Raw genomic sequence first — 13,087 nt, forward strand, 5'->3', positions numbered from 1 at the left:
GGATTAAAAGGGATAAATTTATGATCAAAATTGGCGATACCTTACCCGAAGTCACCTTTGCACGTTTAACCGACAATGGTCCTGTCAACCTGACCACAGCCGAAGTTTTTAAAGGCGAAAAAGTGGTGTTATTTGCGGTGCCAGGCGCTTTTACGCCAACCTGTAGTGCAGCTCATTTACCTGGTTTTATTGAACATGCGCAGCAGTTTTTTGATAAAGGCGTGGATCGTATTATCTGCACTTCAGTCAATGACGCTTATGTGATGGACGCCTGGGGCAAAGCTCATAACGCCACTGACATCGTGTTTTTAGCAGACGGTGCTGGCAAGTTCGCCAAAGCTATAGGGTTAGATATCGACTCAGGTGATTTTGGTGGGGTACGTTCTAAGCGCTACGCTATGGTGGTTGATGACTGCGTGGTGACAGCGCTGAATGTCGATGAACCTAAACAGTTCGAAGTCAGTAAAGCTGAAGTGATTTTAGAGCTGGTGTAAACCAGCTCTGTGCTGCGACACGGGTTAGTGTTGTGAGTCACTTAGATTTTCACAATAACTCTGCCCCTGACAGTGCCTTGTAACAACTGGGCTGCAGTAGTAATCACCTGATCCAGGCTAATCACTTGTGCAATCTGGTTTATATTATCAGGCAGCAGCAACTCGCTCAGGCGTTGCCAGGCTTCCATCCGATCAGCCAATGGACGCATCACACTATCAATACCGTACAAGGTGACTCCGCGTAAAATAAAAGGCGCTACCGAGACCGGAAAATCCATGCCCTGCGCTAAACCACAAGCTGTGACCGCGCCACCATAGCGGGTGCTGGCGCAGGCATTGGCCAGAGTATGGCTGCCAACACAATCCACCACACCGGCCCAGCGTTCTTTTTGCAACGGTTTCCCTGCAACACTTAACTGCTCGCGAGGGAGTATTTCTGCAGCGCCGAGCTGGGTCAGGTAATGACTTTCATCAGGTCTGCCTGTGCTTGCCACCACTTTATAGCCGAGTTTGTTAAGTAAAAGCACGGCATAACTGCCCACGCCACCATTGGCGCCAGTGACTAAAATCTCGCCATGTGCTGTAGTGATACCGTGTTTTTGTAATGCCAGAATACAAAGCATCGCCGTATAACCAGCAGTACCTATTGCCATGGCCTGTTCAGCTGTAAAAGCTTCAGGTAGCGGCAGTAGCCAGTCACTGTTGAGGCGGGCTTTTTCAGCCAGGCCACCCCAATGGCTTTCACCTACACCAAAACCATTCAGCAGTACTTTGTCGCCGCTTTGAAAGCGGGCTGAATCGGAATGCAGCACTTCAGCCACCAGATCTATACCTGGCACCATAGGAAAGCTGCGTACCACGGGCGATTGGCCGGTAATAGCCAACGCATCTTTGTAGTTCAGTGTGCTCGCCAGCACTTTGACCGTCACATCACCGGCCGGTAATTGTTGTTCGTCCAGTGCGGTCAACTCAGCGCGATAGCCCTGTTCATCTTTGCGGATCAAAATGCCATTAAACATGCTGCCTCCAATTCAGTAATACGGATTATTTCAAACTTATACTATTTTAATCACCACTTTGCCTTTGGCGCGGCCTTGCGCCAGATAGTTCAACGCATCTTTTGCTTGCTCAAACGGAAAGACTTTGTCGATCACAGGTTTAATCTTTTCCGCTTCTAGCAGTGTGCTGATATCGCTGAGCTGATTGCCATCAGGGCGGACAAACAAAAATGAATAGCTGACCTGACGTTTTTTCGCTTGAGCTATGATTTTACGGCTCATCAAACCAAAAACAAATTTCAGCACAAAGTTCAGCTTGCGGGCATGTGCAAAGGCCTTATCCATCGGGCCGACTAAGGAAACAATTTTGCTGCCGGGCTTAAGAATGCCGATTGATTTCTCAATCGCATCGCCTTTGATAGTACCAAGGGCTATATCGTAACCCAGTAGCACTTTGTCGAATTCTTGTTTGGTGTAGTCAATCACCTGGTCGGCGCCGAGGCTTTTGACTAATGCCAGGTTTTTGCTGCTGGTGGTAGTGGCTACTTTCGCGCCAAAGTACTTGGCCAGTTGGATTGCAAAAGTGCCGATACCACCAGAACCTGCAGGAATAAATACTTTTTGCCCCGGCTGAATTCTGGCCCGCTCTTTTAAAGCTTGCCATGAAGTAAGCCCTACCATAGGAATAGATGCGGCTTGCACAAAATCCAGATTGGCAGGTTTTAGCGCTGCCGTACTTTCAGCGACCACAGCATATTCGGCCACAGCACCAGTGCCAGTATCAAAAATGCTGGCGAAAACGGCATCACCTACTTTGAAACGGCTGACCTGACTGCCTACTGCTGTCACCACACCAGCCAGATCGCTACCGATAGTGGCGGGCAACTGAAAATGCAATACAGGCTTAAACATGCCGGTCAGGATCATGTTATCAATAGGGTTCAGGGCTGCAGCATGCACCTGTACCAGAATTTCGTTGGCTTTTAATGCAGCAGGGCGGGCCGTCGTGGCCAGTCCGACATCGGGTGACTTGCCATAACGCTTAAAGGTAAAAGCTTGCATGCTTTGATTCGTCATTTATTTATACTCCACAGCTATAGATTAAGCGGGTATGGGTTGAGCTGGTCATTTATGGTTTCGCCCTATGATTTAGCTTTGTTACTTAGTAAAAACGCGACAGCTAAAACAGCTTCAAGTACTACAGCGACCAGAATGTGAGCTGTGGCTGAGCCAGACTGCCATTCTAAAATTCCGAGTGTCGCCAATATTAAACAGGTCAGACTCACCCCTTTAGCCAAAGCAACGCGCGCTTTTGATGCTTCGGCATTTCTGGCTAACAGCAGCATCAGAGCTATGCCGGCGTACAAGGCAGCAGCACGGCGACTGACTAAACCAGCGCCATCTGAATACTGCACTCCCCATTGCGTTAACATTAGCTCAGGAGCGAACATCCATACCGCACTTAAGCCAAATAACAGCACTGAGCTTAGTAGTGCTAAGTACCGGAATGTCATACGTCGTCTTCGCCTGTATCCAACTGCAGATTTTTACGCAGGCCTTTATCCAATACTGAGGTTGGTGCAAACCGGCGCATAAACCTGAGCTGACCTGCGGCTTTGCCTGCGGTATAGCGCCTTTTTGGAGTCGCTGCCTGAGCTGCTGTCACCACCACCTCTGCCACTACATCCGGGCTATCACCGCCTTCCATCGCTTGAGCCACCACTTTAGCCAGCTTAACGCGGATCTGGTCATACTCTGGCAGCTTGGCATCAGGCTCGACGTTATTGGCGTCAAACTGAGTTTTGGTGAAGGCGGGTTCAATCACTGAAACCCGAATGCCGCGAGTGCGTAATTCATGATCCAGAGCTTCTGAATAGCCTTCAACCGCGTGCTTGCTGGCTGCGTAAAGTGCCACGTAAGGCATTGGTACCAGACCAATGATCGAACCTATGTTAATAATACGGCCGCTGCCCTGGCGACGCATATGAGGCACCACGGCGCGGGTCATGCGGACTATGCCGAAAAAATTGGTATCAAAAATACTTTGGGCTTGTTGCAGCGAGCTTTCTTCTGCTCCTGCCGGTGCCACGCCAAAACCTGCGTTATTCACCAGCAGATCGATGCGACCTTCCCGTTGTATCAATTCAGCAACAGCTGCTTCAACAGAAGCATCATCTGTGACATCAAGCGCCAGCATAGGGAAAAGCCCTTCGCCAGCCTTGCCACCCCGTCGGCTGGTGCCATACACAGTGTAGCCTGCTGCCAGCAATTTTTTGGCTGAGGCTTCGCCTATCCCTGAGGATGCGCCAGTGACCAGCGCTACAGCTTTAGTTTTCATAAGGTACATTCCTTCAATAAGTGATTTATGGCCCGGGGTTATGGGGCTGCAATAAAGTCGTGTCTGCCCGCCTTAAGTTTTCAGGCTGAGAGATACGAATGCTTTTAATGATGATGACCATAATCTAAAATGTCAAACACTTTGATTATGATCGTAATCAAAGTATACTGAGGTCATTCTTTTTAAGAGGTGTAACAGCGATGAAGGTAACAAAGGCGCAAGTACGGGAAAACCGTGAGCGTATTGTGGAGACGGCCTCGATGTTGTTTCGCGAACGCGGTTATGACGGTATCGGAGTAGCGGAGTTAATGGCTGCGGCTGGTTTTACCCACGGTGGCTTTTACAAGCACTTTGGCTCTAAGGCTGACTTGATGGCAGAAGCGGCAGCCTGCAGTTTTGCCAAGTCGGCCGAACAAAGCGCTGAAGTTGATATTGCCGATTTTATACAGCAATACTTGTCCCGTGAGCATAGAGACGCGCCAGCTCAGGGCTGCACTATGGCTGCATTATGCGCAGATGCAGGACGTCAGTCAGAATTGATCAAACAGACATTTGCAGTTGGAATCGAAAATCAGCTGGCGACTTTGGCAGATAAAGATACTGACTTGAGCGAAACTGAACAGCGCGAGAGTCGGGCGAAAAGAATTGCTGCTTTTGCACAGGTTGTCGGTGCATTGGTATTGTCACGGGCCTGCCCGGATGACTCAGCTTTAGCGGATGAAATTCTGGAAGTTTGCCGGGCTAAAATGCTTGGGGAGCGGGACAGCTAAAGTAACTTTCTGGCCCATAAATCAGGCTGATTGCAACAATAGTTCACGGCAAATAGAGACTGCCATTGGCTTTGATCATCGCCAGCCACTGCTCTGACAAAACCTGAGCTTGCTCAATCTGCTCCGGGCTAAGTTCTGACTGACGACGCTGAACAAAGCCTGAGTATCTGCTTTGTAATTCATTGTCGTCCGTCAATTCCAGGATCAGCAGGTTGAAGGCGTAAGATTTAGCCCGGCCATGCTCACCATAGTTTTGTGAGTGGTGCATATTCGACAGTGTGATCAGGGCTTTGATGCTACCGTGCTGCAATGCGGACTCTAATAATGAAAGCTGTAGCTGAATAAATTCATCCCGTTTTTGGATATAGGCTTGGCGTGCAAGCTCCGTTGCATCAGTCAATTTCAGATACTGTTCAGGCGTGATTGTGGCCATCTCCTCCTGAGCAGGCACGTAGCCTGCTTTGGCGGCAGTTTCTAAATAAGCGTAAAACTCAGCGCGCTGCTGCTGGTCTATTCCGGCACAAAACTGATAGCGTTCTTTGATATTCGCTATAGCAACGCCATCGTCTTTATACTGATAGGCTTGTTGCAGCCGAGCCTCCAAATCGGTTTCATCCAGTGGCACCATATTACAAAACCTCAGATTCATCGCCAGACTATAAGCGGCTTGCAGATCGCCCTGGTCTGCCAGGTTTTTCAGTCTTGTCAGCTGAGTTCGTAAAGGCTGATCCAGTTTCCAGTCTGTTTGTTCAATAACGACCAGCTGTTCAGCTGGCTCCGGTGTTGCCGGACTGGAATTAGGCTTTGTGACTAGTTCCGACTCTGTCGCTAACGGAGTTGGGTTGGGTTCCTGAATAGCAGAAATTTGCGGAGTTTGAGGCTGAGTGTCGCTGTTATTGCTGGCTATAAAAAACAGGCCGCCGCTTATCAGCAGCGATAACAGCAAAGCCACTAAGGATGTAGCTAAAAGTTTTTTCATTACATTCCTTGTAACAGTTCAGGCCAGAGAGTTAGTTGGTTACCAATTCCTGGGCAGCTTTAATCGAAGGCCAGACTTCATCAGCGCTGGCTTTGTCTTCAGTTGTTAATGTCTGGCCTGATAACACCAGTACTTTACGGCCCACACCAGCAGCTTTGGCTGCCTGCATATCGGCTTTTTTATCGCCCAGCATCAGGCTTTGGTTTGGATCAATCTGATACTTTTCAATAGCCTGCAATAACATGCCCGGCGCTGGCTTACGGCAATCGCAGTCGATTTGATAAGGTGGGATGGCATTGACCGGATGATGAGGGCAAAAGAATACATCGGTCAGAGTCACACCATGAGCTTCAAACTGGGCTTTCATCCAGTCAGTTAATACATGAAACTGCTGCTCACTATAATAACCGCGGCCTATACCGGATTGGTTAGTTACTACGATCAACAGGTAACCCTGTTGTTGTAAATGGCGGCACGCATCAAACACACCGTCGATAAACTCGAACTGTGAAGGCTGACTGACATAACCGTGATCGATATTAATCACACCATCACGGTCTAAAAAGGCGGCTTTGCGTTTTTGATCAAGTGGCTGGCTCATAACTGCTGCTCTGCCACCATTTTATCAAACATAGCGGTCACGGCCTCTACCGCTATTTTCTGCATAATATCGCTGCCTTTGACGCGGGTGCCCCATTTTAATTCAGCTGCCGTTTTGCCCTGCTGCTCCAGTAAAGATTGGTGATAGACCTCCACCACATACTGACGGAACAAATAAGGCCCTGTGCGATCCGGATTACTGTGGCCATACAAACCAATGACCGGAGTGCCTACAGCCACCGCCATATGCGCAGGGCCAGTGTCGGGCGCTAAGACTAAACTGGCGTGTTTTAACAACGCCAGCAGCTGTTTTAAATTGGTTTTACCGGTGAGATCAGTAATAGGCTGCTGAGCCGAGGCCAGAATAGCCTGAGTTAAATTGCGTTCCAGCTCTGTTGGACCACCACATAACACCACTGCAAAGCCTTTGGTATGCGCATAATCGGCCAGCGCTGCATAACGTTCTGGTAGCCAGTTCCGTTCGGCTTTAGAGGCGGCAGGGCTGATAATTAACACCCGAGAGTTGCCAGTGGCGGCTAACTGCTGTTTAGCCCATAACTCGTCGGCTGCAGGAATCGGCAGTTGCCATGTTGGAGTCGCGCCCAGCTGTTGTTCTGTTACCCCAATAGCTTTGGCAAACTGGCGAAAACCGTCCAGCACATGGCTGCGTGGTGCAGGTTCTATGCGGTGACGCATAAAAAGCGCATGCAGTTCTTTGGCGGTATGCCAGTCGAAACCAATCTTTTGGCGCGCCTTGATACACAAAGAGGCGACATTTGCGCGAAAGGCCACCTGCATATGCAGCAGCACGTCAAAATAGTCGTGTTTTAAATCCTGCTTTAGCTGGCTATAAGCCGCTTTGCCCAGCTTTTTATCAAACACGACAAAACGTACACCGGGCAAACCTTCCAGCAAACGCGCTTCGATTTTGCCGATAATCCATGTGATCTGCGCTTGTGGATGCTGGCGCTGAATAGATTGCACTACAGAGACTGCATTGCAGACATCGCCAATAGCAGATAAACGCAGAATACAAATAGATGTGATGGGCTGCGACAACTCAGTTATTTCCCTGCAAGTCCTGGATTTTCCGGATCACTTTGCTGGTGGAGCGGCCATCGACAAAAGTCAGCACCTGCACTTCGCCACCATGAGCTATCACCACATCAGCCCCTACTATGGTGTCAATGCTGTAGTCGCCACCTTTGACTAAGACGTCAGGCAATATGGTGCTGATTAATTTGAGCGGCGTATCGTTTTCGGCAAGGTCATCACCAAAAGGCACCACCCAGTCGACACTGGCGAGGCTTGCCAGTACTGTGGCGCGGTCTTCCAACGTATTGATAGGGCGCTGTTCGCCTTTTAAGCGGCGCACTGAAGCATCTGAATTCAGGCCCACCACTAAACGGTCACCCAACGCCTTAGCCTGAGCCAAATAACGCACATGACCGGCGTGTAAAATATCAAAGCAGCCATTGGTGAAGACAATACGTTCGCCGTTTTGACGGGCAAACTGAATATGCTGCAGTACTTTGTCAAAAGGTGTCTGGTAAAAGTCGCCCTGACGGAATAAATCTTTATTTAGTTTAGCGGCCAACTCTTCAGGAGAAACTGTCGCTGCTCCTACTTTACCAACCACTATGCCAGCCGCTAAGTTAGCCAGCTGAGTGGCATCATGTAAGGACATGCCTGCGCTTAACATCACAGCTAAAGTGGCTATTACGGTATCACCAGCACCTGTCACATCACTGACTTCCAACACTTGGGCCGGGAAGTGATGGTGTTCAGTGGCGGTAATCAGGCTCATGCCTTGTTCGCTGCGTGTTAACAAGATTGAAGCTAAACCTGCTTTTTGCATCAGCTCACGGGCTGAGCTGAGCATTTCATCCACAGAGCCAGCTTTGCCGCCTGCAGTTTTAAATTCACCTAAATTTGGCGTAATCACATCAGCACCGGCGTACACCGACAAATCTGCTTGTTTTGGGTCGACCAATACAGTTTTGCCAGCCGCTTTGGCCAGTTTGATCATTTTAGAAATCTGCTGCAACGAGCCTTTGTTGTAATCACTGAACAGGATCACATCGTAGTTCTGGTACACAGCGGCAAAACGCTCTGCCAGCAGTTCTGCATCATCCAGGCTGAACATTTCTTCCTGATCCAGCCGCACTATTTGCTGTTGGCGCGACACCACCCGCATTTTGGCGATGGTAGGTTTATGCTGCTGGCTAAACAGCTCGGAGTGAATTTGTTCACCTGCCAGCAGTTGTTGTAAAGACTCGCCCGCGCTGTCGTTACCAATAATACCTAATAAGCCTACTTTACCGTCCAGATGGGCGATATTACGTGCCACGTTGGCAGCGCCACCGGCTTTGTCTTCTATTTTACTGATTTTCACCACAGGCACAGGGGCTTCAGGCGATATACGCTGCGAGTCGCCATTAAAATAGCGGTCCAGCATCACATCACCTACTACCAGCACAGAAGCAGAAGACAAATTTTGCAGCAGGCTCAGGTTAATCATTAGTTGTTTCCTACGATGGCCAGATCAAGGGCTTCACAGAGCCAGTGGCCAATAAACATATGCACTTCCTGAATACGGGCGGTTTCGTCGTTTTTCACGATAATAGCCAGCTTGGCGATGTCTTTGACTAACCCACCATCACGGCCAGTCAGGGCTACAGTAAAAGCTCCTAAGTCATTGGCGGCTTTTAAAGCTAAATTGATATTTGGGCTTTTGCCCGACGTTGTCAGGCCAATTACCACGTCTTGTGGCCGGACTAAACCTAATACCTGACGCTCAAACACGCTGTCAAAATGGTAGTCGTTGGCGTGGGCTGTCAGAATAGACGTATCTGTGGTTAAAGCGATAGAAGCCAGTGGGCCACGTTCTGCTTTGTAACGCACCATAAACTCAGCGGCTAAATGCTGGCTGTCGGCCGCGCTGCCGCCATTCCCCATCCATACTACTTTGCCGCCTTGTTTTAAGCAGTTCTGTACTGCTTCTAACAGTTGCATGGCTTGCTCATGATAGGCTTCCACTGTGGCAAAGGCGTCACGGTGACGTTGTAAACTATCTAAAAAGCTGCTTTTTAAACTGGATTTTACATCTGACATAGGAGGCTCGGTTTAGCTCAATGAATAAGGCATTTTAACGGATCTTAGTTATTGCAAAAGAACTTTTTATCCATGCGCTCTGTCTTCATGGCTACTGCGGGGAAAAAAAGCTCTGTCTTTAGAAGGCGTTCAGGTAAAATCGTTGCATAGAAGCAGAATAAAGTGGAAGAAAAACATGGGACAGTTTGCAGGATACCCAATCTGGTTAATTAATCTGGACTCCAACCCTGAGCGTTATGAGTCAGCCAAAAAGCAACTGCAGAAGCTGGGTTTGGATGCTGAACGCTTCAGCGCTATTTATGGCAAAAACCTGAGCCAGGCTGAAGTGGCCGCTTGTTATGATCCTGCACTTAATCAGAAAAAATTCCGCCGTCCTTTGTCGCCTGGTGAAATTGGCTGTTATTTAAGTCACCGCACTTTGTGGCAGCGTATGGTCGATGAAAATATCGCCATGGCCTTTATTCTGGAAGACGATATTGATTTAGAGCCTGAATTTCTGACCGTGCTGGAAAAAATCACTCAGTTAAAACACTGGGATATGATTAAGTTGGCCGATGACAGAGCAGGCACTGGCGAGCAGAAAAAAGAGCTGGGAGATGGTTATAGCCTGGTGAATTTTGCCAAAGTGCCGAACTGCACCACAGGTTATGCGTTAACGCTGCAAGGTGCCAAAAAGCTATTGAGCCGGCCGAAGTTTTTCCGCCCTGTGGATGTAGATCTGCAGTTTTACCCTGAGTTGAACCTGACGGTTTATTCGATGTTGCCTTACCGTTTATGGTCGGCCAGCCGCTTTGAAAGCGAAATCGATAAAATGAGTGGCGGTACCCGCAAAGGCGGTACTTCGTTTTGGCGTAACCTGAAATACCGTTTCCAGCTGAAATCTATCCGCAGCAATCATCTGTCGGGTGATCTGGAACAGGTGCAATTTACTCCAACTAAGCAGGACGAGGTTTAAGCATGCGCAGCCGTAAAATTTCCTGTTTTGTGATTTCCTGCAATGAAGAAGACCGCATTGAGGCTTGTTTACAGTCACTTGCTGGCTGGGTTGATCAACTGATAGTGGTCGATTCTGGCAGTAAAGACAGAACAGTAGAAATAGCCGAAAAGTACGCCGACAAAGTCTATCAAACCGATTGGCCTGGTTTTGGCCCACAGCGTAACCGCGCTTTAGCATGGTGTGAACACGACTGGGTATTGAGCATAGACGCCGACGAAGTGTTAACGCCTGAACTGAAAGTGGAAATTGATCAGGTATTGGCTGAACCTGATTTAGACGCCAACTTTATCAAAATGCCGTGGCACACCTACTTTTTTGGCAAGTTGCTGAAACATGGTCGTTACTCCACACCGCAAGGTAAATTGTTTTCAAAAACCGGCGCCAGTTTTAAAGACCGTCAGGTGCATGAAACCCTGTTATTACCTTATGAAAAAGTGCGGGTACTGAAATCAGCCATTATTCACCACAGCTGGCGCAGTTATCAGCATTGCCAGGAAAAACATATCAAATACGCCTGTTTAGGCGCTGAAGATAAATTTGCACGTGGTAAAAAAGCCAGTTTGGGTTTTGCCATTTTGCGTTTTTTCACCGACTTTATTCAGCAGTATGTGCTGCGTTTGGGGTTCCTCGACGGTTGGCGTGGTTTGCTGATGGCGATAGTGCTGGGCCAGTATGCTTTTCATAAATATGCCGCTTTAGCCACTATGGTGGCTGATGCAAAAGCCAAAGCAAAAAGCTAAATGCAAGCCAGCTTTTTCCTGTTAAGACTGTTATACAGCGCCTTGATTCTGGCGCTGACGCCGCTGCTCCTGCTGTATTTGCTGCTGCGCTCACGCAAAGACCCGGCTTATCGCCAGCGTTTTGCTGAACGTTTTGCTTTAAAGCTGCCAGTAGCGTCAGCCAAAGACGGCGTAGTGCTGCATACAGTCTCAGTAGGGGAATTTAATGCAGCTAAACCTTTGATTAAACAGCTTTTACTGCAATACCCTAATCTGCCTTTTACTATTACCTGCACCACACCTACAGCTTCTGCCGCTATTCAAAAATTACAGGCTGAACAGCAACAGCTGGGCAGAAAGATTGAACATTGTTACCTGCCTTTTGATTACCCAATGCTGATGCGGCGTTGGCTGAAGTGGATGCAGCCGCAGTTGTTGCTGATTTTAGAAACTGAGCTCTGGCCTAATCTGCTGGCGAATTGCAAAGCACTCTCTATTCCAACTTTGGTGGTGAATGCGCGTTTATCGGCGCGTTCAGCCAAAGGCTACCGGCGTTTTAGCGCTTTAACTCAGCCTATGCTGCAGAACATCAGCCAAATCCTGACTCAGGATAAAGCCAGTGCCCGCCGCTTTTTGGCTCTGGGCGCCAAAGATGTGCAAGTGGCGGGTAATTTAAAGTTTGAACTGGATGTGCCAAAAAGCAGCACTCAACTGGCACAGAGCTTAAAACCTTTGCTGCAGGGCCGTATCGTTTGGGTGGCTGGCAGTACGCATGTCGGTGAAGATGAGCTACTGCTCCAGGCTTATCAGCAGTTAAAGGTGCAGTTCCCACAATTGTTGCTGGTGCTGGTGCCACGGCATCCTGAGCGTTTTGATCTGGTTGCCCAGTTGCTACAACAGCAGCAATTGAAATTTGTCCGCCGCAGTGTCAATGGTTTACCAGATACCAGTACAGAAGTCTGGCTTGGCGATTCAATGGGCGAGTTATTAAGCTGGTACCAACTGGCCGACTTTGTTTTTATTGGCGGCAGCCTGATTGAGCGGGGTGGCCATAATCCGCTGGAAGCTATGGCCTTTAGTAAGGCTGTGTTATCCGGCCCACACGTGTTTAATTTTCAGCTGGTGTTTCAGTTATTGCAGCAACAGCAGGCTTATTTTCCGGTCGCTACAGTCTCTGATTTGGTCAGCACTGTCACCCAACTTATCCAGCAACCAGAACTGGCGATTCAGACTGGTGAAAAGGGTTTAAAACTCTATCTACAGCAACAAGGTGCAGTGGCTCGAATGATGGAGCAGGTGAATCATTTATTGCCTATGGCTGAAATTAAAAAATTAAGCACAGACAATGCTTTAGCCTGGTTTGCCCCGCACTTTTATCCGAACTTTGAGGTGGCGTATTTCCACAGCGAATTCTGGCAGCAGCAGGGCTTAGTCTCAGGTCAGTCGAAAGGCCGTAATACAGTCTGGTTTATCCGCCAGCAAAACGGTAAAGAGGCTGTACTGCGGCATTATTACCGTGGTGGTTTAGTCGGCAAACTGAATAAAGATAAGTTCTGGCCAGAGCCAGCAGCTCAAAGCCGGGCTATGGCGGAATTTAGTTTGCTGTGGCAAATGCGCTTATGGACTTTGCCTGTGCCACGGCCATGCGCTGCTTTGTATCAAAAGCATGCCTTTGGCTACAGCGCTGATATTCTGATTGAACGTATCCCTGACACCACAGACTTGGCTCATCTGCTGCAACAACGGCCTTTAACTGATACCGAATGGCGGCAACTGGGGGCTGTGATAGCCAGCTTTCACCAGCATCAGGTGTATCACTCCGATTTAAACTGCCACAATATTTTGCTGGATAAGCAGGGCCAGTTTTGGCTGATCGACTTTGATAAATGCGCTATTCGTCTAGCAGCCGACTATCCTGATCAAAGCTGGAAAGCACAGAATCTACAGCGTTTATTACGCTCGTTAAACAAAGAACAACAACAGCTGCCAGTCTTCCATTGGCAAAATGACCAATTCGCCGCGCTGCTGCTGGGTTATCAGCAAGCGGGCAGCCAGTCACAACAGATAAGCTAAAACAG

The 13,087-nt window shown here is 48.7% G+C and carries 14 protein-coding genes; 5 read left to right on the plus strand and 9 right to left on the minus strand.

The genetic code is table 11. The features are described 5' to 3' along the window. The first annotated feature begins 20 nt into the window (after positions 1–20). Positions 21–494: a peroxiredoxin gene (locus tag IEW88_RS00120; RefSeq protein WP_147905418.1), complete on the plus strand. Its 474-nt coding sequence runs from the start codon at positions 21–23 to the stop codon at positions 492–494. A 41-nt stretch (positions 495–535) separates the two neighbouring features. Here IEW88_RS00120 and acuI read toward each other — a convergent pair whose 3' ends face one another. The 4 genes from acuI to IEW88_RS00140 form a co-directional block, all read right to left on the minus strand. Then, positions 536–1,513 (minus strand): acrylyl-CoA reductase (NADPH), encoded by a 978-nt coding sequence (gene acuI / locus IEW88_RS00125; protein ID WP_147905419.1) that lies wholly within the window; start codon positions 1,511–1,513, stop codon positions 536–538. Between the two features lie 36 nt (positions 1,514–1,549). Continuing rightward, complete coding sequence (locus IEW88_RS00130; RefSeq protein ID WP_221411463.1) at positions 1,550–2,569, minus strand: NADP-dependent oxidoreductase; 1,020 nt, start codon at positions 2,567–2,569, stop codon at positions 1,550–1,552. A gap of 65 nt (positions 2,570–2,634) precedes the next feature. Beyond that, entirely contained in the window at positions 2,635–3,006 is a 372-nt protein-coding gene (locus IEW88_RS00135) for a hypothetical protein (RefSeq protein WP_147905420.1), read from the minus strand. After that, positions 3,003–3,830, minus strand: a complete 828-nt coding sequence (locus tag IEW88_RS00140; RefSeq protein ID WP_147905421.1) for an oxidoreductase — start codon at positions 3,828–3,830, stop codon at positions 3,003–3,005. The genes IEW88_RS00135 and IEW88_RS00140 overlap by 4 nt, the downstream gene beginning before the upstream one ends. 200 nt (positions 3,831–4,030) lie before the next feature. On the opposite strand from IEW88_RS00140, the gene IEW88_RS00145 reads away from it, so the two are divergent. Next, positions 4,031–4,600: a TetR/AcrR family transcriptional regulator gene (locus IEW88_RS00145; protein ID WP_147905422.1), complete on the plus strand. Its 570-nt coding sequence runs from the start codon at positions 4,031–4,033 to the stop codon at positions 4,598–4,600. Positions 4,601–4,643: 43 nt separating this feature from the next. Here IEW88_RS00145 and IEW88_RS00150 read toward each other — a convergent pair whose 3' ends face one another. From IEW88_RS00150 to IEW88_RS00170, 5 genes are read right to left on the minus strand one after another with little or no spacing between them, the layout of a single operon-like run. Continuing rightward, positions 4,644–5,579, minus strand: coding sequence for a hypothetical protein (locus IEW88_RS00150; protein ID WP_147905423.1), 936 nt, complete (start codon positions 5,577–5,579; stop codon positions 4,644–4,646). 31 nt (positions 5,580–5,610) lie between these two features. Next, a complete protein-coding gene (gmhB, locus tag IEW88_RS00155) occupies positions 5,611–6,180 on the minus strand; it encodes a D-glycero-beta-D-manno-heptose 1,7-bisphosphate 7-phosphatase (RefSeq protein WP_147905424.1) in 570 nt (189 codons plus the stop codon). Next, positions 6,177–7,238, minus strand: a complete 1,062-nt coding sequence (locus IEW88_RS00160) for a glycosyltransferase family 9 protein (protein ID WP_229670203.1) — start codon at positions 7,236–7,238, stop codon at positions 6,177–6,179. The genes gmhB and IEW88_RS00160 overlap by 4 nt, the downstream gene beginning before the upstream one ends. A gap of 1 nt (position 7,239) precedes the next feature. Next, on the minus strand, positions 7,240–8,700 hold the full coding sequence (gene hldE / locus IEW88_RS00165; protein WP_221411464.1) for a bifunctional D-glycero-beta-D-manno-heptose-7-phosphate kinase/D-glycero-beta-D-manno-heptose 1-phosphate adenylyltransferase HldE: 1,461 nt from the start codon (positions 8,698–8,700) through the stop codon (positions 7,240–7,242). Further along, complete coding sequence (locus IEW88_RS00170; RefSeq protein WP_147905426.1) at positions 8,700–9,293, minus strand: D-sedoheptulose-7-phosphate isomerase; 594 nt, start codon at positions 9,291–9,293, stop codon at positions 8,700–8,702. The genes hldE and IEW88_RS00170 overlap by 1 nt, the downstream gene beginning before the upstream one ends. 175 nt (positions 9,294–9,468) lie before the next feature. Between IEW88_RS00170 and IEW88_RS00175 the strand changes: the two genes are divergently transcribed. From IEW88_RS00175 to waaA, 3 genes are read left to right on the plus strand one after another with little or no spacing between them, the layout of a single operon-like run. Further along, positions 9,469–10,248, plus strand: a complete 780-nt coding sequence (locus tag IEW88_RS00175; protein ID WP_147905427.1) for a glycosyltransferase family 25 protein — start codon at positions 9,469–9,471, stop codon at positions 10,246–10,248. Between the two features lie 2 nt (positions 10,249–10,250). Continuing rightward, complete coding sequence (locus IEW88_RS00180; RefSeq protein ID WP_147905428.1) at positions 10,251–11,030, plus strand: glycosyltransferase family 2 protein; 780 nt, start codon at positions 10,251–10,253, stop codon at positions 11,028–11,030. Then, positions 11,031–13,082: a lipid IV(A) 3-deoxy-D-manno-octulosonic acid transferase gene (gene waaA / locus IEW88_RS00185; RefSeq protein WP_147905429.1), complete on the plus strand. Its 2,052-nt coding sequence runs from the start codon at positions 11,031–11,033 to the stop codon at positions 13,080–13,082. It begins immediately after the preceding gene. Positions 13,083–13,087: the final 5 nt, after the last annotated feature.

The organism is Rheinheimera tangshanensis (assembly GCF_014645135.1).
Lineage (GTDB): Bacteria > Pseudomonadota > Gammaproteobacteria > Enterobacterales > Alteromonadaceae > Pararheinheimera > Pararheinheimera tangshanensis.

Excerpts from the sequence above, each read along its gene's own strand:
- IEW88_RS00120 (WP_147905418.1), top strand. The coding sequence starts at position 21 with ATGATCAAAATTGGCGATACCTTACCCGAAGTCACCTTTGCACGTTTA.
- acuI (WP_147905419.1), bottom strand. The coding sequence starts at position 1,513 with ATGTTTAATGGCATTTTGATCCGCAAAGATGAACAGGGCTATCGCGCT.
- IEW88_RS00130 (WP_221411463.1), bottom strand. The coding sequence starts at position 2,569 with ATGACGAATCAAAGCATGCAAGCTTTTACCTTTAAGCGTTATGGCAAG.
- IEW88_RS00135 (WP_147905420.1), bottom strand. The coding sequence starts at position 3,006 with ATGACATTCCGGTACTTAGCACTACTAAGCTCAGTGCTGTTATTTGGC.
- IEW88_RS00140 (WP_147905421.1), bottom strand. The coding sequence starts at position 3,830 with ATGAAAACTAAAGCTGTAGCGCTGGTCACTGGCGCATCCTCAGGGATA.
- IEW88_RS00145 (WP_147905422.1), top strand. The coding sequence starts at position 4,031 with ATGAAGGTAACAAAGGCGCAAGTACGGGAAAACCGTGAGCGTATTGTG.
- IEW88_RS00150 (WP_147905423.1), bottom strand. The coding sequence starts at position 5,579 with ATGAAAAAACTTTTAGCTACATCCTTAGTGGCTTTGCTGTTATCGCTG.
- gmhB (WP_147905424.1), bottom strand. The coding sequence starts at position 6,180 with ATGAGCCAGCCACTTGATCAAAAACGCAAAGCCGCCTTTTTAGACCGT.
- hldE (WP_221411464.1), bottom strand. The coding sequence starts at position 8,700 with ATGATTAACCTGAGCCTGCTGCAAAATTTGTCTTCTGCTTCTGTGCTG.
- IEW88_RS00170 (WP_147905426.1), bottom strand. The coding sequence starts at position 9,293 with ATGTCAGATGTAAAATCCAGTTTAAAAAGCAGCTTTTTAGATAGTTTA.
- IEW88_RS00175 (WP_147905427.1), top strand. The coding sequence starts at position 9,469 with ATGGGACAGTTTGCAGGATACCCAATCTGGTTAATTAATCTGGACTCC.
- IEW88_RS00180 (WP_147905428.1), top strand. The coding sequence starts at position 10,251 with ATGCGCAGCCGTAAAATTTCCTGTTTTGTGATTTCCTGCAATGAAGAA.
- waaA (WP_147905429.1), top strand. The coding sequence starts at position 11,031 with ATGCAAGCCAGCTTTTTCCTGTTAAGACTGTTATACAGCGCCTTGATT.